Raw genomic sequence first — 22947 nt, 5'->3', positions numbered from 1 at the left:
GAGTCGTCTCGGGAGGAGAAACCATGAACGATGAATCGGCCCGCCAGGGTCAGGAAACGGCTGCGGTCGCGCTGGCAGCGGCGCTGCGGCGCCACGGGGTGGACACGCTGTTCGGGCAGAGCCTGCCCAGTGCGCTGCACCTCGTCGCCCCCGATTTCGGCATGACGCAGGTCAACTACCGGACAGAGAACGCCGGCGGCGCGATGGCGGATGGCTATGCCCGCATCAGCAACCGCATCGGCGTGGTCACGGCGCAGAACGGTCCCGCGGCAACCCTCCTGGTGCCGCCGCTGGCCGAGGCGATGAAGGCCTCCGTTCCGCTGCTGGCCATCGTGCAGGAGGTCGACCGGGACGCGACCGACCGCAACGCCTTCCAGGAATTCGACCATTTCGGCTTGTTCGGGGCCTGCGCCAAGTGGGTGCGCCGGATCGACCTGGCCACGCGGATCGAGGATTACGTCGACATGGCCATCGCCACGGCGACCACCGGGCGGCCCGGGCCGGTCGTGCTGCTTTGTCCTGCCGACATGCTTCGCGACGCCCGCGCGGCGGCTGACGACCGGATCGCGGAGATGGGGTATTTCCCGCTGGACCGCATCTCTCCCGACCCCGAGCGCATCCGCGAGGCCGCCCGGTTGATCGCCGGCGCGAAGGCCCCGCTCGTCATCGCCGGCGGCGGCGTGCACCTGTCCGATGCCACGGCCGAGATGGCCGCGCTGCAGGAGGCCGCCAGCCTGCCCACGGGCACAACCAACATGGGCAAGGGAAGCGTCGACGAAACGCATCCCCTGTCGCTCGGCGTGCTGGCGAATGCGCTTGGCGCGGGATCCCCAGCCCGGCACATGCGCCAATTTCTCGACGAGGCCGACCTCGTGTTGCTGGTCGGTACGCGGACCAACCAGAACGGCACCGACAGCTGGAAGCTCTATCCCCGCAACGCCCGGTTCATCCATATCGACATCGACGGGACCGAGGTCGGGCGCAACTACGAGGCTCTGCGGCTGGTCGGCGATGCGCGGCTGGCCTTGCAGGCGCTGACGCAGGCCCTGCGCGAGGAGGACGGCACGGCACGCGCCGGGGCGCGCGACGCCTTGGCTGCCCGCATCGCCGAGGCGAAGCAGGCGGGCCTCGATGAGGCCGGGGCGATGCGGTCCGACGCCTCCCCGATCCGGCCCGAACGGATCATGGCCGAGCTCGACGCGCGGCTGACGCCCGACATGATCGTCGCGGCCGATGCCAGCTATTCCTCGCTCTGGGTCAACGGTTTCCTGACGGCGCGCGCCGCCGGGCAGCGGTTCGTCACCCCGCGTGGCCTGGCCGGGCTGGGCTGGGGCCTGCCGCTGGCGCTTGGCGCCAAGGCCGCCGCGCCCGGGTCCAAGGTGATCTGCGTCGTCGGCGACGGCGGCTTCGGCCACAGCTGGCAGGAACTGGAGACCGCGCGCCGGATGGGGCTCGATATCGTCGTGATCCTGCTGAACAACGGCATCCTCGGGTTCCAGAAACACGCCGAACTGGTCAAGTTCGGCGCCCATACCAACGCCATCGACTTCACCGATGTCGACCACGTGGGCATCGCCCGCGCCGCAGGCTGCGATGGCCAGCGGATCGACCGGGCCGAAGATCTCGGCCCGGCGATCGAGGCTGCGTTGGCGCGCAGCGGCACCACCCTGCTGGATGTCGTGACGGACCCGGATGCGCATCCGCCGATCACCGTCTTCCAGGGCCATCTGGGAGGCGGTCACTGATGCAGCTTGCGCTCCAACTCCTTCTGTCGGGGATCCTGCTGGGCGGGGTCTATGCCCTGGCCGCACTGGGCCTGAACCTGATCTTCGGCGTGGCCAAGATCGTGAACTTCGCCCATGGCGAATTCATGATGCTGGGCATGTACGCGGGCTTCTGGCTGATGACCCTCACGGGGATCAATCCCTACTGGGGGTCGCCGCTGATCGCCGTCGCCTTCTTCGTCGTCGGCGCGGCCTTCTACTGGGGCGTGATGCGCTTCACCATATACTCGACAGAGCTGACACAGGTCTTCGCCACGCTCGGAATGTCGATCGCGCTGCAGAACCTCGCGCTTGTGATGTTCTCGGCCGATTACCGGACTATCCAGACCATGCCGGACGGCCGGTCCTCCATCGACTTCGGCTTTGTCCACCTGTCCTCGGACCGGGTCATCGCCTTCCTATTCGCCATCGCGATCTTCGTGGGGGTCATCCTCTTCCTGCGCCGGACATTCACCGGGCGCGCGATTGAGGCCGTCTCGCAGGACCTGATGGCCGCCCGGCTCATGGGGATCAACACCCAGAAGATCTTCCTGATCACCTTCGGACTGGGCATCGGCATTACCGGGGTCGCCGGCGCGGTTCTGGTCCCCTCATTCTACGCCTTCCCTTCGGTCGGGACCTTCTTCGTGCTGATCGCCTTCGTGGTTGTGGTGCTGGGCGGCCTCGGCAGCGTAACCGGCACGATGATCGGCGGTCTCTCTCTGGGCCTGATCGAATCCTACGTCGGCTATTTCAGCCCCGACCTGAAGGAAGCCACCCATTTCATCCTGCTGATCCTTCTGCTGGCGGTCCGTCCGCAGGGCATCCTCGGGGTCAAGGGCGCCGAGAAGGAGTCGCTGAAATGACCCGACTGACACAGTATTTCGACATGCGCCCCCGTGATGCCCTGGGCGCGCTGATCCTGGTCCTTCTGACCATGGGACTGCCGCTGGTGATTGCCAACGACTACCACGTGAACGTGCTGGTGCTGGTTTTCCTCTATGCCGGCATGGCCTCGGCCTGGAACATTCTGGGCGGCATGGCCGGGCAGTTCTCGCTCGGGCATACGGCCTTCTTCGGGACCGGCGCCTATACCTCCACGCTGCTCTACAATTTCGCCGGGGTGTCCCCGTGGATCGGGATGGTGGCAGGCGGCCTGCTGTCGATGGTCTTCGCTGTGATCATCGCCTACCCGGCCTTCCGGATGCGCGGTGTCTTCTTTGCCATGGCGACCCTCGCCTTCGGAGAGGCGATCCGCATCTTGCTGATCTATTCCCGCAAGCACGTGGACATGCCCTATGGGCTGTCCATCAATTGGGAACCCGCCTTCGGCAACATGATCTTCGAGGAGCGTTCATCCTACGCGCTGCTCGCCGGGGTCTTCCTGCTGATCGTCACGCTGACGGCCTATGGCCTGTCGCGCAGCCACGCAGGCATCTACCTGCGCGCCATCCGCGACAGCGAGGAAGCCGCTGTGGCCGCCGGCATCCCCATGCGGCGCTACAAGATGATCGCCCTGCTGATCTCGGCCTTCTTCACCTCGGCGGGCGGGACGCTCCTGGCGCAATACGTGCTCTACATCGAACCCACGACGGTCTTCAGCATGGCCTACTCGGTCGACCTGCCGCTGATGGCCCTGCTGGGCGGCATCGGCACTGTGGCCGGCCCGATCCTGGGCGCCTTCATCGCCCTGCCCCTGCGCGATGTCCTGCTCGATCTCTTCGGCAGCGGCGCGGCCGGCCTGCACCTCGTGGTCTACGGCGTGCTGCTGATGGTCATCGTGATCGTCCTGCCCTCGGGCCTGATCGGGGGCGCGCGCTCCCTGCTGTCCTGGCTGACCCGCCGGACCGCCGCCCGCAAGTCGGAGGACACCTGATGCTCGATATCCGCAACGTGACCAAGCGCTTCGGCGGGCTGACGGCGGTGGACGATGTCACCCTGTCGGTCGAGAAGGGCCAGATCCTCGGCCTCATCGGCCCGAACGGCGCCGGCAAGACCACGCTCTTCAACGTGATCGCCGGGACCTTCCCCGCGACCGAGGGCGAGGTGCAGTTCAAGGGCGAACGGATCGACGGCAAGCGCGCGGACGAGACCTGCGTGATGGGCCTCGCCCGGACCTTCCAGATCCCGCATGTCTTCACCTCGATGACCGTCGGCGAAACGATCATGATCGGCGCCTTCCTGCGACAACGGTCCATCCCGCTTGTCCGCAAGAAGGCCGAGGGGGTCGCCCTGGCCGTCGGACTGGCGGACCGGTTCGACACCCCGACCGCCTCGCTCACCACGGCGGAACGCAAGCGGCTCGAGGTCGCGCGGGCACTGGCGACGGAGCCGGACATGATCCTGCTCGACGAGGTGATGGCCGGGCTCAACCCGACCGAGGTGAACCGGATGCTCGAGCTTGTCTCGGACCTGCGAGACGGCGGGGTGACTGTGCTCTTCGTGGAACACAACCTCTCGGCCGTGATGAAGATCTGCGACCGCATCGCGGTGCTCGATCACGGGGCCAAGATCGCCGACGGCCTCCCCCGCGAGGTCATGGATATGCCCGCCGTGGTCGAGGCCTATCTCGGCGCCCCGGCCACCCCCGCAGACGGAGGATCCGCCGATGCCGCTTCTTGAGGTCAGCAATCTCAGCGCCGGCTACGGCGACGCGGAGGTCCTGTTCGGCATCGACCTGACCGTAGACCGGGGCGAGGTCGTGGCCATCGTCGGATCGAACGGCGCGGGCAAGACCACGCTGCTGCGCACCCTGTCGGGCATCGTCACGCCGACCGCCGGCACCGTCCGGCTGATGGACGAGGACGTCACCGGCCTGCACGCGCATACGCTGGTGGAAAAGGGCATCGCCATGGTGCCCGAGGGCCGGCGCCTGTTCCCCCGGCTCTCGGTCCGCCGCAACCTCGAGATCGCGGCCTATTCCAAACGCGCGCGGCCGAAACTGGCCGAAAGCCTGCGTGCAGCCTACGAGCTGTTCCCGATCCTGCAGGAACGCTCGGACCAGCTGGCCGGGACTCTGTCGGGTGGCCAGCAGCAGATGGTGGCCCTGGCGCGCGGGCTTACGACAACCCCCGAGGTGCTGCTGGTGGACGAAGTGTCCCTCGGCCTCGCGCCGGTCATGGTGTCGCGTGTCTACGACGCGATCCGGGCCATCCGGGATACAGGAATGACCATTGTTCTGGTGGAGCAGAACGTGGGTCAGGCGCTGTCGATCGCCGACCGCGCCTACGTTGTTCAGCAAGGACGGATCGCGCTTTCGGGCAGCGGCAAGGAACTTCAGTCGAACGAGGAAGTCCGCCGTGTCTACCTTGGTCTTGAACCAGCAGAGGAGGAAAACCAATGACACTTTCACGCAGACAATTCACGAAGACCGCGCTCGGTGCGGGGGCGCTGACCATGGCTTCGCCATGGGTGCGGCGCGCGTCCGCCGCGGGCGATGCCGCCCGGCTCGGGGTGCTGCTTCCGCTGTCCGGGCCACTCGCCTCGCTCGGCAACGATGTCCGTCGGGGCTTCGAGCTGGCCCTGCAGTTCGTCAACGAAGACGGCGGCGTCTTCGGCCAGGATGCGGAACTGGTCACGGTCGACGTGCCCTCCTCGACCGAGGCGACCTCCCAGGCCACCCGCCTGATCACCAGCGAACGCGTCGGCGTCGTCATGGGCTCCTACGCCTCGTCGATCTCCTTCGCGGCGAGCCAGGTCGCCGAACGCAACAAGGTGGTCTACTTCGAACAGGGAGCGGTGGCCGACGACATCACCAGCCGTGGCTTCAAGCACCTCTTCCGCTTCATCTACCCGGCGTCCGAACTGGGCGGCGGCGCGGCGAAATTCACCCTGGACTCGGTGCTGCCCCGGATCGGCATGTCCGCCGGTGATGTGAAGGTCGCGCTGCTCTACGAGGACAGTTTCTACGGTACGGCGGTCGGCGAAGGGGCGCGGAAGGTCCTGACCGAGGCCGGCGTGAACATCGTCGACGATACGTCCTATAGCTACAAGACGACCGACCTGTCGCCGATGGTGCAGCGCTACGTGCAGCTTCAGCCCGACGTTCTTCTGGTCTGCCAGTACACACCGGACGGCATCCTGTTCTGGCGCCAGGCCCGCGAGGCGGGGCTCGAGGTCAAGGCGATCGTCGGCAACGGCGGCGCACACAACGTCGGCGATTTCGCCGATGCCTTGGGCGACGACGTGAACGGCGTGCTGAATGCCGGAACCTCGGTCTACATCGACAAGGCGGGCCTGTCCTCCGAGGCGGCCGAGACCTTCACCCGGTTTCACGGAGAGCACGCCGCGCGGTTCGAGGGGCGCCAGCCCTCAGCCCACACCGGCATGGGGTTCAACGCAATGTGGACGGTGCTGCGGGATATCTTGCCCGAGGCGGGCGGCATGTCCTCCGAGGCGATCCGGGAGGCCGCCATGGCGCTCGACAAACCGATCGGGTCCTCCATCGTCGGGTGGGGCACCAAGTTCGACCCCGAGACGCAGAACAACACCAGGGCCTTTCCGACCTACGACCAGTGGCAGTCGCGGCAGATCCACACGGTGTCGCCCAGTGATTTGGCCATCGCCGACATCAAGGGGATGCCGCTGCCCGGCTGGGGTGAGCGCGGCGATATCTGAACCGTCTCCGGGCGCGTGACCGACACGCGCCCGGACCAACCGTAAGGCCTCCGGCCCAGGACACAGGATCAATGTCATGCTGGCCTACCGCAAAAGGCGTCCTTCCCCCGGACTGTCGCTGGATGACTGTCCCGCCCCCGGCGCGCCCGAGGCGGGAGAGGTGACCGTGCGGGTCGAGGCGGTCGGGATCTGTGGCTCAGACCTGCACGTGGCGGACTGGAGCGGCGGCTACGACTTCATGCTCCCGCACCTGCCCCTTACCCTCGGCCACGAATTCGCCGGCATCATCGAGGCGACGGGACCCGGCGTAGCCAGGGTGACACCGGGCGACCGGGTGACGATCTGGCCGTCCAGCCCCTGCGACACCTGTCCCGAATGCACTGCCGGCCGGCGTCGCAACTGCCGCAACAAGGCGACGCTCGGGCTATACCGCGATGGCGCCTTCGCCCCTCTGGTGACGGCACGGGCACAGGGCGCCTTCACCATTCCGGATGCACTCAGCTTTGAAATCGCCGCCCTGACCGAACCGCTCTGCGTGGGCCGCCGCGCGGTGAAGACCGGCGAGGTATCGCCCGGCGACCGGGTTCTCGTGCTGGGGCCCGGCACGATCGGCCAGTCCATCGCCGTCTTCGCGCGCGCGGCCGGGGCCGCGCAGATCGGCATCGCCGGCATGAACGATCCCGCCCGGCTCGAAGTGTGCAACCGGCTGGGCTTCGACCAGACTTATGACCTTTCGGACCCCGGGGCCCGCACCCGCATGCAGGCCGATTTCGACGAGGCCGACGTGGTGTTCGAGGCCACCGGGCGCGACGAAAGCGTGCAGGACGGGCTCGGCCTGCTGCGCATGGAGGGGATCCTGGTGATGACCGGCATCCACTCCGGCGACGTCAGCTTCGACGCCACCTCCTTCGTCCGGGGTCGGCGCCAGATCCGCGCTTCGCACGGCTCCGGAGAAGAGGACTGGCACGCCGTCATCGCCACGCTCGCCGACCCTGCGCTCGACCTCGCGCCGATGATCACCCATCGGCTTCCACTGTCCCGTATCGCGGAAGGCCTCAGCCTCGCCTCGAGCCGCAGGGCCTCCAAGGTCATGATCTTCCCGCAGCAGCAAGACGTATCCGAATGATCACCAAACGCACCGCACTCGTCACCGGCGCCGCCCGCGGCATCGGCCTGTCCATCGCCACGGACCTCGCAGAGAAGGGCCACCGCGTGATCCTCGCCGACATCCTGCCCGAGGTCGAAGCCGTCGCCCGCGACCTGTCCGGCGACACCCACGGAAAGATCGTCGACCTGTCGCAGCTCGGCACGATCGGCAGTGTCGTGGCAGGGTTGACCAAGGTGCACGGGCCTATCGGGGTCCTCGTCAACAACGCCGGTATCTCTCCCAAGTGCGACGGCAAGCGCGCCAGTTTCGAGACGCTTACCCTCGCCGAGTGGCAATCGGTGCTCGACGTGAACCTGAGCGCCGCCTTCCTGCTGTGCCAGGCGGTCCTGCCGGGCATGCGGCAGCAGGGCTGGGGCCGGATCGTCAACATGGCCTCGCAGGCCGCGCGCACGCGTTCGCTGGTCGCGGGCTTCCACTACGCCGCGTCCAAGGCCGGCCTGGTCGGGCTATCCCGCACCCTGGCGGCCGAGGTCGGGTCGGACGGGATCACGGTCAACTGCATCGCGCCGGGCCGCATCGACACCCCGATGGCGGCCGAGGCTGGCGCCGCCGTCAACGCCGCCTACGTGCAAACCATCCCTGCCGGCCGGATCGGCACGCCCGAGGATGTCGCCGCCGCCGCCGCCTACTTCGCCAGCGACGAGGCCGGCTTCGTGACCGGCACGGTCCTCGATGTTAACGGCGGTCATTTCATGGGCTGAGAGGCCCGGCGAACTACAACCCACAGGAATTTTAGATGCCAGAAACGATGCGCCACATCACCATCGACGGCTTCGGCGGCCCCGAGGTCCTAAAACCCGTGACCGCACCGCGGCCCGTCCCCGCCGCCGGAGAGGTTCTCATCCGGGTCCATGCTGCGGGGGTAAACCGGCCCGACGTGGTGCAGCGACGGGGGGCATACCCGCCGCCACCGGGCGTGACCGAGATCCCCGGGCTCGAGGTCGCGGGCACCATCGAGGCGCTTGGCGAGGGGATGACCCACCTTTCCCCCGGGGAAGCGGTCTGCGCGCTTGTCGCCGGGGGCGGCTACGCGGAATACGTGGCTGTCCCGGCCGGACAGGTGCTGCCCCTGCCCGAGGGGTTCGACATGGTGCAGGCCGCCGCCCTACCAGAAACCTTCTTCACCGTCTGGGCCAATGTCTTCGAGCTCGGCGGGCTGAAAAGGGGCGAGAGTCTGCTGGTGCACGGGGGATCTTCGGGCATCGGAACGACCGCCATTCAGCTTGCCGTGGCGCTTGGCGCGCGGGTCTTTGCGACCGCGCGCAGCCCCGAGAAGGTCGAGGCCTGCCGCGCGCTCGGGGCCCAGGTCGCCATCGACTATACGCAGGAGAATTTCGCCGATCGGCTGCTCGAGGTGACCGAGGGTGCCGGAATTGATGTCATCCTCGACATGCGGGGGGGCGACTTCTTTCCCGAGAACCTGCGCGCCCTCGCCTACCGGGGGCGCATGGTCTCGATCGCCTCGCTGGCGGGGCGGGAGGTCACGCTCGACATCGCGCTGATGATGCGCAAGCGGGCAATGATCACCGGCTCCACCCTGCGGGGCCGGCCGGTCGCCGAGAAGGCCGCCATTGCGCGGGAGCTTCTGGACCAAGTCTGGCCGCTCTTCGCCACCTCTCCGATGCGTCCACAGATCGCCGAGGTCTTTCCCTTGGCGCGGGCAGCCGAGGCGCATGAGCGGCTCGAGACCAACACCGTTGTGGGAAAGATCGTATTGGACTGCCTGCAGGACTGACCCGCCCCCGAATGACCGGAGAGGTCGCCTCGAAGCCCCGTGCGATGGCGGCCTTGAGGCCGGTGTGGGCCTCGCTGACCACAAGCTTGACCCCTCCGAGACCTCGGGCGCGGAGGGACCGCAGGAACTCGAGCCAGAAGGTCTCGGCTCCGGAAGGCCCAATGCCCAGGCCGATGATCTCGCGGCGGCCCTCGGTATTGGCCGCGACGGCGATTATGGCTGCAACCGGCACGATCCGCCCGCCCTGGCGCACCTTCAGATAGGTGGCGTCCAGCCAGACGTAGGGCCACTCGCCGGTCAGCGGGCGGTTCAGGAACTCGCCGACCCGCCCGTCGATGTCCTTGCAGAGCTTCGAAACCGTGCTCTTGGAGATGCCGCTCAGACCCATGGCCTGCACCAGCTCATCGACGCGGCGGGTCGAGACGCCGCCGATCCAAGTCTCCTGGATCACGGCCACCAGCGTCTGTTCAGACGTTTTGCGGGCCTCGAGAAAGCCAGGGAAGTAGCTGCCCTGCCACAGCTTCGGCACCCGAAGGTTCAGCGTGCCAAGGCGCGGTCACGATACCCGTTGCGCCAGGTCGTGCGCTCGCCGCTGCGTTCATGGCGCCCGGCGCCGATCAGGCCGTCGACATCGGCCTCCATGATCAGTTGAAGGACGGCCTCGGCGATGCTCCGCAGCAGATCGCCCTGATCGTGCTTTTGCATAAGCTCGGATAGGTCCATGTTGGTCTTGGTCATCGGGGATCTCCGTGTGGTCCGCGGTTGAAGTCGTCAAACTCACCTCGACCATACACCTCGATGGCCATCCGGGTTTACACCGTTGACGGCGCTGAAATTACACCACGTCCTCGGACGCTACCTCGGGCCGATCTTACAGGCTGTCTCTCCCGCATGGAGAGCGGCACCGGGCAATTGCAGCAGATCGCCCCACCATCTCCTTCTGGCTGGCCCTTTGGTGCCGCCTGTTCGGGCTCGGCTGTTCATCGCACCGCACAACGCCAAATCGTGCCAGTTTGCATCTCGGCACTCGCGCTAAGCGAGCATACCGCCATCCACCAACAGGTCAGTGCCGGTAATGTACCCAGCCTCGTCGCTCGCCAGGAATGCAACCGCATTCGCGATGTCCTCGGGTTTTCCGAGGTTTCCCAATGGGACCGTCTCGCGAAAAGTCGCGAGCTGTGCCGGATCGTTTTCATAAAACATCGGCGTGTCGATTACACCGGGGCAGATACTGTTCACCCGAATTCTCCTTGGCGCAAGTTCTCGAGCGGCAGAGCGGGTCATCCCCCGGACCGCCCATTTTGAAGCCGCGTACCCAAACGTCCCGTTATAGCCCACCATCCCACCGATGGAGGAAAGGTTCACGATTGCCCCTCCTTCAGGCATCAGCGGCGCGGCACTCTTCATTCCCCAGAAAACGCCGAACTGGTTGATGTCAGTCAGCCGACGAAACCCGTCCCCGGTCTCGTTCTCAAGTGACGCCGGGGCGTAAATTCCCGCGTTGTTTACCAAGATGTCGAGCACCCGGCCATCGGCACGAATACGTTCGGCGGCCGCAGCCCAGTCCTCTGTACTGGTGACATCAAGCTCCAGCGAAATCAGCCCGTCTAACGTCGGTATTGAAACCTGCTTCAGATCACCGGCGTAAAGAGTGACCCCCTGTCCCGCCAGCCTTTGACAAATAGCCTGGCCGATCCCTCCAGCAGCGCCCGTTACCAACGCAGTGCGTCCCGAAAGCGAGGGATAACTGGCTTCTTCGATCATCACCCTCTCCCTCATTGCGCCGTAAACCCGCCATCAACCGGCAGCACTGCTCCGGTTACGAAGCTGGCCGCGTCGGATGCCAGGAAAAGCGCCACCTGCGCCACCTCGCTAGGATCAGCAGCGCGTTTCATCGGGGTCATCATGCGCGTGACCTCATTCATCTCGGCTGGTTGGACCCGCACCATCTCGGTATCGATCAGCCCGGGACAGATGCAGTTGGCGCGAACGCCGCGTTCGGCATAGGTGATCGCAACGTTGCGAGTCATGTTTATGACCGCGCCCTTGCTCGCGTGATAAGCGATTTGCCCGGCACCACCTACCATCCCCCAGATCGAAGCAATATTAACTATGGACAGCGGCCCACGGTCCAACATCAATGCCGTAGCCATGCGCATTCCCAGCATTACACCGGTCTGGTTCACGCCGAGAATCTGGTCCCAATCCGTCATCTTGATGTCGTGCGCGCCAGCCTTGCTGGGAGCGATGCCCGCTGCACATACCAGCGCGTCCAAGCTAGCGCCTTCTTCGCGCAGGTCTTCGTCAAGTGCGTCCCAACTCGCCTCCTTCGCCACGTCGAGCACGCGATAGTCTACACCCGGTGCGGAGAACGAGGGCTCCTCCTCGATCACATCGGTGGCGATGACCCGCGCGCCCGCCATGGCCAACGCCTCGGCACATGCCTGTCCGATCCCGCGATAAGCTCCTGTAACCAGCGCCCTCTTGCCCTTCATGTCCATTCGCTTGCCTCCGTCGAGGCGGTCTCTATCAATTTCTCCTGGCCCTGACCCGCCTGGCCAAGCGGTCCATCTCTCAGACGCGAAGGCGGTGCGCCGAACCAGCGGCGACAAACCCGGGAAAAAGCGCTCAGCTCTGAGTAACCCAGCATCTCGGCGACCTCGGAAAGGCCGAGGTGTTGCTCCGCTAGATAAATCAGCGTCAGTTCTCGGCGCGTCTCGTCCACGAGCTCGGAAAATACAGCGCCTTGCTTCGCGAGCCGCCGCTGCAGCGTCCAAGGCGAGGTCCCCAGTGCCTCCGCCACGTCCTCCAGCTTGGGATACCCGGCCGAAAGCTCAGCTCGAATCTCCGCCATAACGCGCCCCTTTAACGACAATACCGGACGCGATTGCAGCGGACGCCTCCCTCCCCGCGCCTCGGAGAACCCTTTTACCGGAGTTCCGATCGCACGAGCGCCTAAATAGATCGCATCGCTCTGCTGACCGAACAAGACAGGGCAATTAAAGGTGGCCTCGTGTGCGCCGCAATTCGTCGGGCGCGCGTGCTGGAAATGAATTTCGACGGGACGCCAGCCGCTTCCCAGCACCCTCTGCAGATGCCGCTTTAGCGCGGTCAGGGCCAGCTCCGACTCCTGCCGGCGGCGCAAAGCTCGCCCATCCAGGAAACGGCGGCGCAGGGCCCATACATCCTCCTCTCGATGAAGCGAGAGAGCCTCCCAAGGACGACGCGCGGCGGCGCTTCGAGCAAGTTCCTCAAGGCCCATTCGCAGGGACGCTGCATTTGTCCACGGAGGAAAATGCTCGTCATCTCCCGCGGCCTCACCGATCTCGAGCCCTAGCGTGGGCCGATACTCGCGACGAGCTCGATCTTCGAGTGCGCGCCACGCGGCGGGGCTATCAATCGAAGCGCCCCCAGTCTTTAACAGTACCGGGCGCGTGCGCACCGGCACCGGGCATCTCTTGGCTTCCATCTCTCCTCCTTCCCCGCTCCGCACGCCCTGAGGCTGGTGGACCGGCCGGTGCCAGGCAGCGACACGAACGCCGCGTGGCAGGATGAGAGACAAGCTCGCTTGAGAGCGGATGCACCAAAATACGTAGAACTACCGACCCCCGCGAGAGGCACGACCGAGCAGATTGTGCCCTGCTGTCAAACGACTTGGGCTAATCATCGCCCACACTCGGCGCAGAATTTGGATGACTCGACACAAAGGAGCGACACGATGCCCACTACTGGTAAGACACGCATGCTTTGGCCCGGCGTGGCCGCCGCCGCCGCGACGGCCTTCCTGGCCATCCCCGCCGACGCGCAGGACGATAACTGTGAACCGCACCCCATCGACATCGGCCTCGACGAACCGCTGATGGGCGGTTGCGAGCCGCTCAAGATCGCCTTCATGATCGCGGCAACAAACAACACCCACCTCCAAGCACAAGTCCAAGGCGCGAAGGACGCAGCAGAGGAGATCGGCGCCGAACTGAGCGTATTCGATCCGAACTGGAGCCCCACGAAGCAGTACAACCAGGCGCAAAACATCATCTCTGGAAACCAGTTCAACGCCATTCTCGCCGAGATGAACGACGGCAACCAAGCCTGCCAGATCATGACTGAGACCGCCGCCGAGGAAGGTGTGCTTGTCGCGGTAGTCAACCAGCCGCTTTGTGACAGAGGCACCAACGAGGGCAAGGAACTCTGGGCGCCCGGGACACTGAATTTTGTCGGTGGCACTCAGGGTCGCGCGGCCTTCCGCGACTGGATTTTCTCGATCGCCGAGGAAAACCCGGGGCCGCAGAAAGTGGCAGTCCTGACCGGTCCGGACCTGAACTCAAATACCATCAACACCGACCTCGCCATCGAGGATGTTCAGGAAGAATATCCGGAATTCGAGGTCATCGCGACGGTGCGAACCGACTATTCCGTGCTGCAGGGCAATGAGAAGACGCTGCCGCTTTTCCAGGCCAACCCGGACCTCGACATCTTCATCTCGAACTATTCCGACATGACCCGTGGTGCCGTGCAGGCTGCGCGTCAGACCGGCGTGCTCAACACGCTGAAGATCTACGATAGCGGCGGCAACAAGTGGGCCTTCGAAGCAGTCGACCGCGGCTGGATCGAACGCACCCGTACCATCGAGCCCTATGCCGAGACCTACACCGCCATCAAGCAGTTGGGCGCGGCTTGGGAAGGCGAAGAAGTACCGCGTTTTACCATGACTGAAACCATGGCCATCACGCCGGAAAACGTGGGCGAGAATGAAGCTCAGTACTGATCCACTTCCGCGATCGGTACCCACCCTGCCCGCGGCAATCTTGCCGCGGCCTTTTTGTGTTCGCGTGGCCGCCAAAAAAATTTGTGCTCTGCTGTCAACTATGCGCGTCCCGCAGGCTGGTACCAGCGGGAAGGCTCCCATTGTCAACGTCGGCAATGTCGAGGAAAGGACAGGATCTTGAGCGACACGACACTTGATCGCCCCCGTAAGACCGTCGCTGGCGCCGAAAGAGCCGCCTTCCGCGCAACCCAAGTCACCAAGCGGTTCGGCGGGACGCTGGCACTTGACCAGATAGAGCTGGAAGCCGAACAGGGCAAAATCCACGCTCTCGTGGGCGAAAATGGCGCAGGAAAATCGACCTTTCTCGGCGTTCTCGCCGGGCGCGTTGTGCCAAGCGAGGGCGAGGTCGAGATATTCGGGCAACCGCATGTCTTCGGAAGCCCGCGTGAAGCGCGCCGACTCGGTATTGGCGCGATCTACCAAGAGCTGACAATCGTTCCACGCCTCTCGGCCGTTGCTAATGTCTTCCTGGGCCAGCCTTACGCGAAGCGTGGACTTCTGAGCGAGCGGCGAATGCGCGAGGAATTCCTCGAACTGCGCGATCGCTTTGATGTGAGCATTGACCCCGACACGCCCGCAGGAGCACTCTCTACCGCTGACCAGCAGATGCTCGAGATCATGCGAGGAGCACGGTCGGGCGCGGAGCTGCTTCTGTTCGACGAGCCTACCACCTCGCTCGCCCCGCCAGAGCGCGAGGGCCTGTTTCAAGTAATGGAACAACTTCGCGAACAGGGAACCACGATGGTCTTCGTCAGCCACAACCTCGAGGAAGTGCTACACATCGCAGACACGATCACGGTCTTCCGCGATGGCAAGCTTTCAGCCACCGGCCCGCGCACAGAGTGGACCAAGGCCTCGATGGTGCGCTCGATGGTGGGGCACGAAGTGACAGAGTACCGCCGGGTCGAGCGCGCAGCACCCGCACCCGGAACCCCGCCCCTTCTGAACGCGAAGGGCGTTACCCTGCCCGGGGCTTGCGAAGCCATCTCGCTCGAGCTCAAAGCGGGCGAAATCCTCGGGATCGGTGGTCTGGTGGGAGCCGGACGGTCCTCTTTGCTACGCTCTATCGCAGGGGTCGAGCCGATGTCGCGCGGCGAACTGTTCGTCGAGGGCCGCCAAGTACCATGGCCCCGCCGGCCCCGCCACGCGATCAAGCATGGCATCGCCTTTGTGCCGGAAGACCGCAAGAGCCAGGGGCTGGTCCTGGGAATGCGCGCCGCCGACAACATCGTGATGTCGAACATGGGCGAGGTGATGCGTGGCGGCGTTCTTTCAGAGCGCAAAATTGCCGCCACGAGTCGCGAGATTGCAGCTGAGTTCGGTTATTCCGCCGATCGCGTCGGCACTACCGTTCGCAACTTGTCAGGTGGCAACCAGCAGAAAGTTCTGCTCGGCAAGGCGCGCTTCTGTAACCCGCGCGTCCTGATGGTTGATGAACCCACCCGTGGCATCGACATCGGCGCCAAGGACGAGATCATGGGCACCCTGCGCAAACTCGCCGATGAGGGTGTCGGGATCATCGTGGTCTCCTCAGATCTCGAGGAGGTGATCCAGATCAGCAATCGCATCCTGGTAATGGCCCACGGACACCTCGTCGATGAACTCGACCAGTCCGCCGGTCCCGTCGCTGTGTCCGACATCCTCAATTCAGCCTTCGGAGTCGAAAAAAATGCAAGCTAAGGCGTCCTCCCCGCAATCCACCGGAAGCGGTGGCCTGCGCCAGTACCTTAATCGTGACCTCGTACTTCAATACGGTGTCGTATGGGCTTTTTGCTTACTTTTGGTCTTCGGCGTTATCGCTTATCCGGGGCTCTTCGCACTTCGCAACGTCCAAAATATCCTAAGCCAATCAGCGCCCTTGGGCATCGTATCAGTAGCGATGACATTCGTTTTGATCTCCCGGGGATTCGACCTGTCAGTCGCCTCGATCTTCGCTCTTGGCGCAGTGATCTTCGCCAATCGGGCAGATCCCTTCGGCCTCTGGGGCGCGGCACTAACCGTCATCGTGGTGACCTTCATTTGCGGCGCGATCAACGGCTTCATCGTGACAAAGCTCAATGTGAACCCTTTCGTGGCAACCCTGGGTACAGGGTCGGTCTTTGGTGGCGCTGCGTTTCTATACTCCAATTCCGCGCCGCAGGTGCCCGACCACTTCGACTTCATCATACTCGGCACCGGGCGCTTTCTGGGCTGGCCGATCTCGATCTGGCTCCTGCTGGTGATCTTCCTCGTCGGAGCTTTCGTTCTGTCGCGCACTGTCTACGGTCGCTCGCTCTATGCTCTAGGTGGAAACGAGGAAGCCGCCCGGCTTTCGGGCATCCGCGTCGATCTGATCCGCGGCTCCACCTATGCGCTGACCGGCGTGTGTTCCGGGCTGGGCGGCATGATCCTCGCCTCGCGCCTGGGTGTCGGCCAGGCGGACATGGGCGGCTCCCTCGCGCTCGACGCAATCGCCGTTGTAGTAATCGGCGGCACCTCTCTTCTTGGCGGAGAGGGCGCAATTTGGCGCACAGCAATCGGTCTGCTCATCATCGCGACGCTCACGAACGTTTTCGACAGCCTCGCCATCAACACGAATGTTCAGCAGGTCGTAAAAGGCTTCATCGTCATCGCCGCCGTCGCACTCGACATCTATGCGCGCCGCATTCGCGCCTGACCCAATCCGAGCAATAGAAAGGAACTTCCATGACCAAAGACGTCTCGGTCGCCCTCACCTTCGACTTCGACGCGATGTCGCTGTGGATCGGTACCTTCGGGCAGAACTCGCCTAGCGCGCTATCGCGAGGCGAGTTCGGCGCCAAGGGCGTACGCCGCATCCTCGCTGCACTTGAGAACGCCCGCGTGCCCGCGACATTCTACATTCCCGGTCATACCGCTTACGCCTTCCCGAAAGTCACACAGGCGGTGGCGGAAGCCGGTCACGAGATCGGGCATCATGGCTGGGTGCATGAAAACCCGGTGTCCGTCAGCGCGGAGCGCGAGCGCGAGATCATGGCACTCGGGCTGCAGGCCCTGAACGATATCGTTGGGCTGAAGCCTACCGGCTACCGGTCACCTGCCTGGGACAACAGCGCCCAGACGCTGGAACTGCTGTTCGAAAATGGCTTCGAATACGAAAGCTCTATGATGGGCAACGACTTCCAGCCTTACTGGTGCCGCGTCGGCGACGAGTGGAGCGCCGACGGAAAATGGAGCTGGGGCAAACCCGTCGACATGGTCGAGATCCCTGTAGCATGGCACCTCGACGATTTTCCGTTCTTCGAATACGTCGCTGGCGTAAATCAGTCGGTGCTGACACCGCGCCAGTTCCTCGAAATGCTTAAGGACGAATTCGACTATCTTTACGAACGAGAAGGCGAAGGCATCTTCGTGCCCACCATGCACCCGCAGGTGATCGGGCGCGGCCACCGCATGCTGATCCTCGAGGAGTTCATCGACTACGTAAAGACGAAGCCCGGAGTGAGCTTCACCACCATGACTGACTATGCGCGAAAGTGGCGGCACGGCAAAACCCCGTGCCTTCCTGAGGACGCGCGGGCGTAACACGGCAGGGGCGGAAGGCTCGATATGCCTTGGGCCCCTCCATCTAAGCCCCGCGCGACACGAAACTAACACATGGGCCAGACGATGCAACCGGATCAGCAGACACTCGCAGGACTTTCCGCCCCCGGAGTGATCACGATAGATAAGTGGGGCATCCCCCATATCCGGGCCGAAACCGAGAGCGATCTGTTTTTCCTGCAGGGCGTCAATGCAGCTCGTGAGCGCCTATGGCAGATCGACCTTTGGCGCAAGCGCGGGCTGGGCCTCTTGGCAGAAAGCTTCGGACCCGGATATCTCGAGCAGGACCGCGCCACGAGACTATTCCTTTACCGCGGCGACATGACGGCGGAGTGGTCCGCATACAGTCCAGACGCACATGAAATCTGCACCGCGTTCACCAATGGCATTAACGCCTGGATCGACCAACTCGAACGCACCGGGGCCGATCTGCCCCCTGAGTTCAGGCGGACAAACAGCCGCCCGCATAAATGGGAACCCGAGGACGTCGTCCGCATCCGTAGCCATTCGATGATGCGCAATGGTCTGTCTGAAATCATCCGGGCAAACGTTATCGACCGCGCCAACGCGTCGGTCGATCTCTTGCGCCAATACCTGCAGCCACTGCGCGAGGTTACCCCGCCTGACGGGTTCGATCCAGGCTCCGTTCCCGTCAAGGCGCTCGACCTTTTCAAGCTCGCCATCGCACCCGTGAGTTTCGAGCCTGAACGCATGAACGCTGGGAGCGACGAGGTCCATGACTGGCGTGTGCCTACTGTGACCGGCGACGTCGTCCGCGATAGCAACGGGCAAGGCTCCAACAACTGGGTGATCTCGCCAGAAAGCTCCGCCACGGGGCGTCCCATCATGGCCAGCGACCCGCATAGAGCCCATGCCGTCCCCTCGCTGCGCTACATCGCACATCTCACCTGCCCGACGCTCGACGTTATCGGCGCGGGTGAACCTTGTCTGCCTGGCATCTGTATCGGCCACAACGGAACCGCGGCCTTCGGTCTTACGCTGTTCTTCGGCCCCGACCAGGAGGATATACGCGTCTACGAGACTCATCCGGAGGACCCCGATCTCTACCGCTACGGCGAGGACTGGGAACGCATGGACATAGTTGAAGAGACTGTGCCCATGCAAGGACATCCTGACCAGGTGCTGCGCCTGCGCTTCACCCGGCATGGCCCGGTGATCTGGTCCGAAGGTGCGCTAGCTGTCGCCGTTGAAACCGTCTGGAGTGCACCCGGATCTGCCCCCTACGTGAAATCGCTGGCATCGATGAGAGCCACGGATTTCTGGACCTTCCGCGGGCACATGGAAAGCTGGGGGGTCCCAGCGGCCAACCTCGTCTACGCTGACACTTCAGGCGATATTGGCTGGACTACGGCCGGGTTCAGCCCTGTCCGACCAAACTGGGACGGACTTCTACCCACACCCGGCGACGGACGATACGAATGGGACGGCTTCTACCCGGGCACCAAGCTACCCATGACCTTAAACCCGGAGGCCGGTTACTTCGCTACCGCAAACGAGATGAACCTGCCCCCCGATTGGGATCAGGCCCGGGACCAGATCGGCTATGAATGGATGGAGCCTTCACGCGCCGAGCGTATCGCGGAGGTGCTCAACCGTCCCGGAAGCCACGGCATTGAGGACAGCGCGGCGCTGCAATGCGATATCCTCTCAATCCCCGCGCGGCGGCTGACCGCTCTGCTCGGATCAGTGCCCTCACAAGGCGGAGAAGCGGACCAGGCGCGTGCTCTGTTCGAAGGGTGGGATCACCGGCTAACCACAGATAGCGCTGCCGCCGCCCTATTCGAGGTCTGGTGGGCTCGCCACCTGCGGCCAGGCCTCTTCGCCGCCGTTACCGACGATCCCGATGTGCTTGCCCTACTGCTACCGGGCGATCCAGGGGGTGTACTCGAGTGCCTGGAACGTCCCGATGCACGACTAGGTGAATGCCCCGAGTCCACCCGGAACCGATTACTCACCGATACACTCGCTGCCGCCTACTCGGAGTGCCGCAACCGGATGGGTGAGACGCCAAGTGACTGGAAGTGGGGACACCTTCACCGGGGCCGCTTCCGCAATGCCACTGCCCGGGTTGAAGAAAGCCCCTCGATCGACCCCATCCCAGAGGTTGCGGTGCCAGGCAGCGATAGCACACCCATGAACGCGCTCTACAGTGCCGATTTCACTGTCACGTTGGGCGCCTCTGTTCGACTGGTCGTCGATGTGGGAGACTGGGACCGCAGCCTCTTCATCAACGCACCGGGTCAGTCAGGTGATCCGCGCTCACCCCACTACGCGGACTTGGTGAACCAGTGGGCCGAAGGAAACTATCATCCTCTCCTGTATACGGCCGATGCCATCGAAGCGGCGGCTGAGAGCAGGACTGAGTTTCTTCCGGAGAAATGACATAGACGCTCAAAGTACGTGCTTCACTCCTAAAGTTGAAGCACCTCATCATCGTGAACCGCCCCGCCGGCCCTTTTTGCCGGCGGGGACTTGTTGCTTTTAATGAATTCATGCAACTTTCGCTAGAGCCATCGGAGCTAACGAGGGGGACCACCGTGGACCGTGGCGCTACCAGGATCGACGACCAAACCGGGCAGGCATTGTCAGTTGCCGCCACCGTCATGCGTGACGGCACCGTCATGGCGCCCACAGAAGCAGGTGAAGAGGCGGCCTTCTTCGAAAGACATCCGGTCTTGGCCGAACATGCCCGCCGCTTGCTGTGGTCAGGACGCACTAATGTCCGCTACAGCTACATCAGTGAGGATGATGTTTGGCACTTGGTCTCCATCCACGCTCTCCCTGACGGTTTCGGCGATCAGCTGGGGCGTGTCGTCGTGCAGAGGACCAAACCACCCTTCCGGCTTACCCTGCGCGAGCTCGATGTACTGACGCTGATGACAGCCGGGCACGCAAACCAGCACATTGCCGATTGTCTTGACATCAAGCTGCGTACTGTCACCACCCACGTCGAGCGCATCCTCGTGAAGATGGGCCGTCTAAGCCGGACCGCCGCAGCTACCGTAGCGGTCGATTTTGGCCTGCTGCGACTGCCAACCCCGGGCGGCGGTCGCAATCTGCAACCCCTTACTGTTGGCCTGCTAGATGACGGAGAAGCGAGTACGGATTCTCGATCCGGCGAAACGGTGCATCGTCGCGGCCCTACCAGCGCGCCTCGGCCGCTGGTCATTGGGACGCCGCTCAGCCTGAAAGGCCTCGCGGCATCTGACGCAAGGGAAATGATGATGAGTGCACGCCTTGCAGTGCAGGAGATTAACGCAGCAGGAGGCGTTCTTGGACGTCCACTCGAACTAAGAGAAATGTCGTGCGATATTGGTGACGCTGAAGACGTCGGTCGCGCCGTAAAGTCACTTATCGATCACGAAGTTGACGCTATTGCCAGCGGGTATTCTGCGGCAGAGATCCAGATCCAGGAGATGATGGCCGACTACGGCGCTCCCTATCTTCACTGCGCTACGATGGAGGCGATGGTGGATAGGGTTCGACAGGATCCCGATCGCCTTTCAAACATCTTTCAGATCTGTCCGAGCGATATCTCGTATGGGCCACGCTTCATACAGTTCCTTGATCAGCTTTCGCAATCCGGACAATGGAACCCTCACAGTAATCGAGTGGTCGTCATCCAACCACGCTGGTCACAAATGGACGTCGGGCTTCGTCGCGTCGAACAGATGGCCGACCGACGTGGGTTAAAGCTCGAAATCATCGACGACCTTCCAGCCCAAGGCATCGACTGGTCTCAGGTGATGCGCCGGGTTCATGCAGCGGACCCATGTGCCGTATTCCTCGCCTACTACTTTCCGGAAGAGAATATCGCGTTCCTCCGCAACTACCTCGCCGATCCGGGCAGAGCACTGGTCTACACCCTCTACGGGCCGTCGGTACCAGCCTACCGGGAAGAGCTTGGGGCCGCGGCCGAGGGGGTTATTTGGGCCACGACTACGGGCCGCGCGCCGTCAGAGCAAGCACAGAACTTCGCCAACCGTTTTGAAAAGATGCACGGGAAACCCCCGGGTCATTCCCATGCCGGCCTTGCCTATGACAGAGTTCATCTACTCGCGCGCGCATGGCACGAAACAGGTGATCCACGTGGCTTTCGATCGGTATGCGAAGCAATTCGCCGCCTCCCCTACCGCGGCGTCAACGGCATGTACTTCATGGACAACGCAGGCCAGTCCGTCAGTGCACCTGATCCGTCCAGCGTTGATCCGTCGTTGAGCCATCCGCACTTAATCTTCCAGATACAGAACGGCCAGCAGGCACTGCTATCACCATCCCCCGAAGGGCAGAACAATTTCCGGACGCCGCCATGGATCGCGGGGAAGAGGTACCGCCTGCCCGCCCAATATCGAGCAGGCGTTTAGAACCGGCATAGCCTACGGTCATCCAGCTCCAGGCAGGGCACGAAATGGTGGATCGCCGCTTGGGAAGGCACTTCAGAAGCCTGTCCGGCTCTTGATGCGCGCGGCGGGGCTTTCCAGGAGAGGTGGATCGGCTTGTTTGAACAGTTTCGAGCTGTTTCGTAAATGGATTTCCCGCTCGGTCATGACACCATCAGGATTGGTACCGACGGATGAGATATGCCTGATCGGGCGTCTGCGCGTCCAGTGATGAATGTGGTCGCCTACTGTAGTAGAACGTCAGATGGCGGCCTAGGCTTTTGCGGGCTGCCGATATGTTGTCATAGGCGTGCAGGTGGACCTCCTCGTATTTGATCGTCCGCCAAAGCCGTTCGACGAAGACGTTATCTCGCCACGCGCCTTTGCCGTCCATGCTGATCTGGATGCCTGCATCCCTCTGCGTATTGATGAAGTCGAAGGACGTAAACTGGCTACCCTAATTCGTATTCATGATCTCGGGTTTGCCGTGGTGAAGCATGGCGTCTTCTAGAGCCTCAATGCACGGCCCGGTTTCCAGCGTCGTGGACAGCCGCCAAGCCATAACTTTCCGGCTAAATCAATCCAGCACGGCAACCAAATAGCGAAACCCTGCGCCATCGCGATGTAGGTGATGTCCATTGCCCGAACTCGGTTCGGGCGGTCACGGCTAGCTTTCTGAGCAGATACGGATAGACCTTGTGACGGCGTGCGATAGAGCGCCTGAATGTTCATCCGCTTCATGCTGGTGGCCACGTGCAGCGTAAGCGTCGTCTCGACCCCACGTTGCTGCTGATGGCTTCGGCTGCGAAGTGATCTCCGTTATCGCCGCCCCATCCACGATCATCCCGGGGGGTCAGGAGCGGAAAATCCACCTAACT

Annotated in this window: 18 protein-coding genes and 2 pseudogenes; 15 read left to right on the top strand and 5 right to left on the bottom strand. The window is 63.6% G+C overall.

Features of this window, described 5'->3' with window-relative positions:
• Nucleotides 1-23 precede the first annotated feature (23 nt).
• The 9 genes from OB2597_RS03355 to OB2597_RS03315 all read left to right on the top strand — a co-directional run bounded on the left by OB2597_RS03355 (nucleotide 24) and on the right by OB2597_RS03315 (nucleotide 9283).
• Nucleotides 24-1745, top strand: coding sequence for an acetolactate synthase catalytic subunit (locus OB2597_RS03355; protein WP_009804107.1), 1722 nt, complete (start codon nucleotides 24-26; stop codon nucleotides 1743-1745).
• Nucleotides 1745-2629 carry a branched-chain amino acid ABC transporter permease gene (locus OB2597_RS03350; RefSeq protein ID WP_009804106.1) on the top strand — a complete coding sequence of 295 codons (885 nt, stop codon included), beginning with the start codon at nucleotides 1745-1747 and terminating at the stop codon, nucleotides 2627-2629. Before OB2597_RS03355 ends, OB2597_RS03350 begins: the two co-directional genes overlap by 1 nt.
• Nucleotides 2626-3639, top strand: a complete 1014-nt coding sequence (locus OB2597_RS03345; protein ID WP_009804105.1) for a branched-chain amino acid ABC transporter permease — start codon at nucleotides 2626-2628, stop codon at nucleotides 3637-3639. Before OB2597_RS03350 ends, OB2597_RS03345 begins: the two co-directional genes overlap by 4 nt.
• Entirely contained in the window at nucleotides 3639-4385 is a 747-nt protein-coding gene (locus OB2597_RS03340) for an ABC transporter ATP-binding protein (protein WP_009804104.1), read from the top strand. The genes OB2597_RS03345 and OB2597_RS03340 overlap by 1 nt, the downstream gene beginning before the upstream one ends.
• Nucleotides 4372-5106, top strand: coding sequence for an ABC transporter ATP-binding protein (locus tag OB2597_RS03335; RefSeq protein ID WP_009804103.1), 735 nt, complete (start codon nucleotides 4372-4374; stop codon nucleotides 5104-5106). Before OB2597_RS03340 ends, OB2597_RS03335 begins: the two co-directional genes overlap by 14 nt.
• Nucleotides 5103-6380 (top strand): ABC transporter substrate-binding protein, encoded by a 1278-nt coding sequence (locus OB2597_RS03330; protein ID WP_009804102.1) that lies wholly within the window; start codon nucleotides 5103-5105, stop codon nucleotides 6378-6380. The genes OB2597_RS03335 and OB2597_RS03330 overlap by 4 nt, the downstream gene beginning before the upstream one ends.
• 76 nt (nucleotides 6381-6456) lie before the next feature.
• A complete protein-coding gene (locus OB2597_RS03325) occupies nucleotides 6457-7506 on the top strand; it encodes a zinc-dependent alcohol dehydrogenase (protein ID WP_009804101.1) in 1050 nt (349 codons plus the stop codon).
• Nucleotides 7503-8249, top strand: coding sequence for an SDR family oxidoreductase (locus OB2597_RS03320; protein WP_009804100.1), 747 nt, complete (start codon nucleotides 7503-7505; stop codon nucleotides 8247-8249). The genes OB2597_RS03325 and OB2597_RS03320 overlap by 4 nt, the downstream gene beginning before the upstream one ends.
• Nucleotides 8250-8284: 35 nt before the next feature.
• A complete protein-coding gene (locus OB2597_RS03315; protein ID WP_009804099.1) occupies nucleotides 8285-9283 on the top strand; it encodes an NAD(P)H-quinone oxidoreductase in 999 nt (332 codons plus the stop codon).
• Nucleotides 9284-9305: 22 nt separating this feature from the next.
• On the opposite strand, the pseudogene OB2597_RS03310 reads toward OB2597_RS03315, so the two are convergent.
• From OB2597_RS03310 to OB2597_RS21205, 4 genes and pseudogenes are all read right to left on the bottom strand, one after another.
• Nucleotides 9306-10021 (bottom strand): annotated as a pseudogene (locus OB2597_RS03310) (IS256 family transposase); the annotation flags it as partial.
• A 294-nt stretch (nucleotides 10022-10315) separates the two neighbouring features.
• Nucleotides 10316-11047 carry an SDR family NAD(P)-dependent oxidoreductase gene (locus OB2597_RS03305; RefSeq protein ID WP_009804096.1) on the bottom strand — a complete coding sequence of 244 codons (732 nt, stop codon included), beginning with the start codon at nucleotides 11045-11047 and terminating at the stop codon, nucleotides 10316-10318.
• Nucleotides 11048-11058: 11 nt separating this feature from the next.
• Nucleotides 11059-11784 (bottom strand): SDR family NAD(P)-dependent oxidoreductase, encoded by a 726-nt coding sequence (locus OB2597_RS03300; protein WP_009804095.1) that lies wholly within the window; start codon nucleotides 11782-11784, stop codon nucleotides 11059-11061.
• Nucleotides 11775-12752, bottom strand: a complete 978-nt coding sequence (locus tag OB2597_RS21205) for a helix-turn-helix transcriptional regulator (protein WP_084658553.1) — start codon at nucleotides 12750-12752, stop codon at nucleotides 11775-11777. The genes OB2597_RS03300 and OB2597_RS21205 overlap by 10 nt, the downstream gene beginning before the upstream one ends.
• Before the next feature lie 249 nt (nucleotides 12753-13001).
• Here OB2597_RS21205 and OB2597_RS03290 point away from each other — a divergent pair, with 249 nt between their 5' ends.
• From OB2597_RS03290 to OB2597_RS03265, 6 genes are all read left to right on the top strand, one after another.
• Nucleotides 13002-14048 (top strand): sugar ABC transporter substrate-binding protein, encoded by a 1047-nt coding sequence (locus tag OB2597_RS03290; RefSeq protein ID WP_084658550.1) that lies wholly within the window; start codon nucleotides 13002-13004, stop codon nucleotides 14046-14048.
• Between the two features lie 177 nt (nucleotides 14049-14225).
• A complete protein-coding gene (locus tag OB2597_RS03285) occupies nucleotides 14226-15788 on the top strand; it encodes a sugar ABC transporter ATP-binding protein (protein WP_009804092.1) in 1563 nt (520 codons plus the stop codon).
• Nucleotides 15778-16764, top strand: a complete 987-nt coding sequence (locus tag OB2597_RS03280; protein WP_040608980.1) for an ABC transporter permease — start codon at nucleotides 15778-15780, stop codon at nucleotides 16762-16764. Before OB2597_RS03285 ends, OB2597_RS03280 begins: the two co-directional genes overlap by 11 nt.
• Nucleotides 16765-16793: 29 nt before the next feature.
• Entirely contained in the window at nucleotides 16794-17651 is an 858-nt protein-coding gene (locus OB2597_RS03275) for a polysaccharide deacetylase family protein (protein WP_009804090.1), read from the top strand.
• Between the two features lie 72 nt (nucleotides 17652-17723).
• Nucleotides 17724-20072, top strand: coding sequence for a penicillin acylase family protein (locus OB2597_RS03270; RefSeq protein ID WP_009804089.1), 2349 nt, complete (start codon nucleotides 17724-17726; stop codon nucleotides 20070-20072).
• 155 nt (nucleotides 20073-20227) lie between these two features.
• Nucleotides 20228-22054, top strand: coding sequence for an ABC transporter substrate-binding protein (locus tag OB2597_RS03265; RefSeq protein ID WP_161601026.1), 1827 nt, complete (start codon nucleotides 20228-20230; stop codon nucleotides 22052-22054).
• Nucleotides 22055-22244: 190 nt separating this feature from the next.
• On the opposite strand, the pseudogene OB2597_RS21615 reads toward OB2597_RS03265, so the two are convergent.
• Nucleotides 22245-22828 (bottom strand): annotated as a pseudogene (locus tag OB2597_RS21615) (IS3 family transposase); the annotation flags it as partial.
• Nucleotides 22829-22947 lie beyond the last annotated feature (119 nt).

Origin of the sequence: Pseudooceanicola batsensis HTCC2597, from assembly GCF_000152725.1 — a bacterium.
Classification (GTDB): domain Bacteria; phylum Pseudomonadota; class Alphaproteobacteria; order Rhodobacterales; family Rhodobacteraceae; genus Pseudooceanicola; species Pseudooceanicola batsensis.
The sequence above is the reverse complement of the archived record's forward strand: the minus strand, read 5'-3'. Positions and strand labels throughout refer to the sequence as shown.

What these genes read in the sequence shown, in the direction of transcription:
- OB2597_RS03355 (WP_009804107.1), top strand. Translation starts at nt 24, where the DNA reads ATGAACGATGAATCGGCCCGCCAGGGTCAGGAAACGGCTGCGGTCGCG.
- OB2597_RS03350 (WP_009804106.1), top strand. Translation starts at nt 1,745, where the DNA reads ATGCAGCTTGCGCTCCAACTCCTTCTGTCGGGGATCCTGCTGGGCGGG.
- OB2597_RS03345 (WP_009804105.1), top strand. Translation starts at nt 2,626, where the DNA reads ATGACCCGACTGACACAGTATTTCGACATGCGCCCCCGTGATGCCCTG.
- OB2597_RS03340 (WP_009804104.1), top strand. Translation starts at nt 3,639, where the DNA reads ATGCTCGATATCCGCAACGTGACCAAGCGCTTCGGCGGGCTGACGGCG.
- OB2597_RS03335 (WP_009804103.1), top strand. Translation starts at nt 4,372, where the DNA reads ATGCCGCTTCTTGAGGTCAGCAATCTCAGCGCCGGCTACGGCGACGCG.
- OB2597_RS03330 (WP_009804102.1), top strand. Translation starts at nt 5,103, where the DNA reads ATGACACTTTCACGCAGACAATTCACGAAGACCGCGCTCGGTGCGGGG.
- OB2597_RS03325 (WP_009804101.1), top strand. Translation starts at nt 6,457, where the DNA reads ATGCTGGCCTACCGCAAAAGGCGTCCTTCCCCCGGACTGTCGCTGGAT.
- OB2597_RS03320 (WP_009804100.1), top strand. Translation starts at nt 7,503, where the DNA reads ATGATCACCAAACGCACCGCACTCGTCACCGGCGCCGCCCGCGGCATC.
- OB2597_RS03315 (WP_009804099.1), top strand. Translation starts at nt 8,285, where the DNA reads ATGCCAGAAACGATGCGCCACATCACCATCGACGGCTTCGGCGGCCCC.
- OB2597_RS03305 (WP_009804096.1), bottom strand. Translation starts at nt 11,047, where the DNA reads ATGATCGAAGAAGCCAGTTATCCCTCGCTTTCGGGACGCACTGCGTTG.
- OB2597_RS03300 (WP_009804095.1), bottom strand. Translation starts at nt 11,784, where the DNA reads ATGGACATGAAGGGCAAGAGGGCGCTGGTTACAGGAGCTTATCGCGGG.
- OB2597_RS21205 (WP_084658553.1), bottom strand. Translation starts at nt 12,752, where the DNA reads ATGGAAGCCAAGAGATGCCCGGTGCCGGTGCGCACGCGCCCGGTACTG.
- OB2597_RS03290 (WP_084658550.1), top strand. Translation starts at nt 13,002, where the DNA reads ATGCCCACTACTGGTAAGACACGCATGCTTTGGCCCGGCGTGGCCGCC.
- OB2597_RS03280 (WP_040608980.1), top strand. Translation starts at nt 15,778, where the DNA reads ATGCAAGCTAAGGCGTCCTCCCCGCAATCCACCGGAAGCGGTGGCCTG.
- OB2597_RS03275 (WP_009804090.1), top strand. Translation starts at nt 16,794, where the DNA reads ATGACCAAAGACGTCTCGGTCGCCCTCACCTTCGACTTCGACGCGATG.
- OB2597_RS03270 (WP_009804089.1), top strand. Translation starts at nt 17,724, where the DNA reads ATGGGCCAGACGATGCAACCGGATCAGCAGACACTCGCAGGACTTTCC.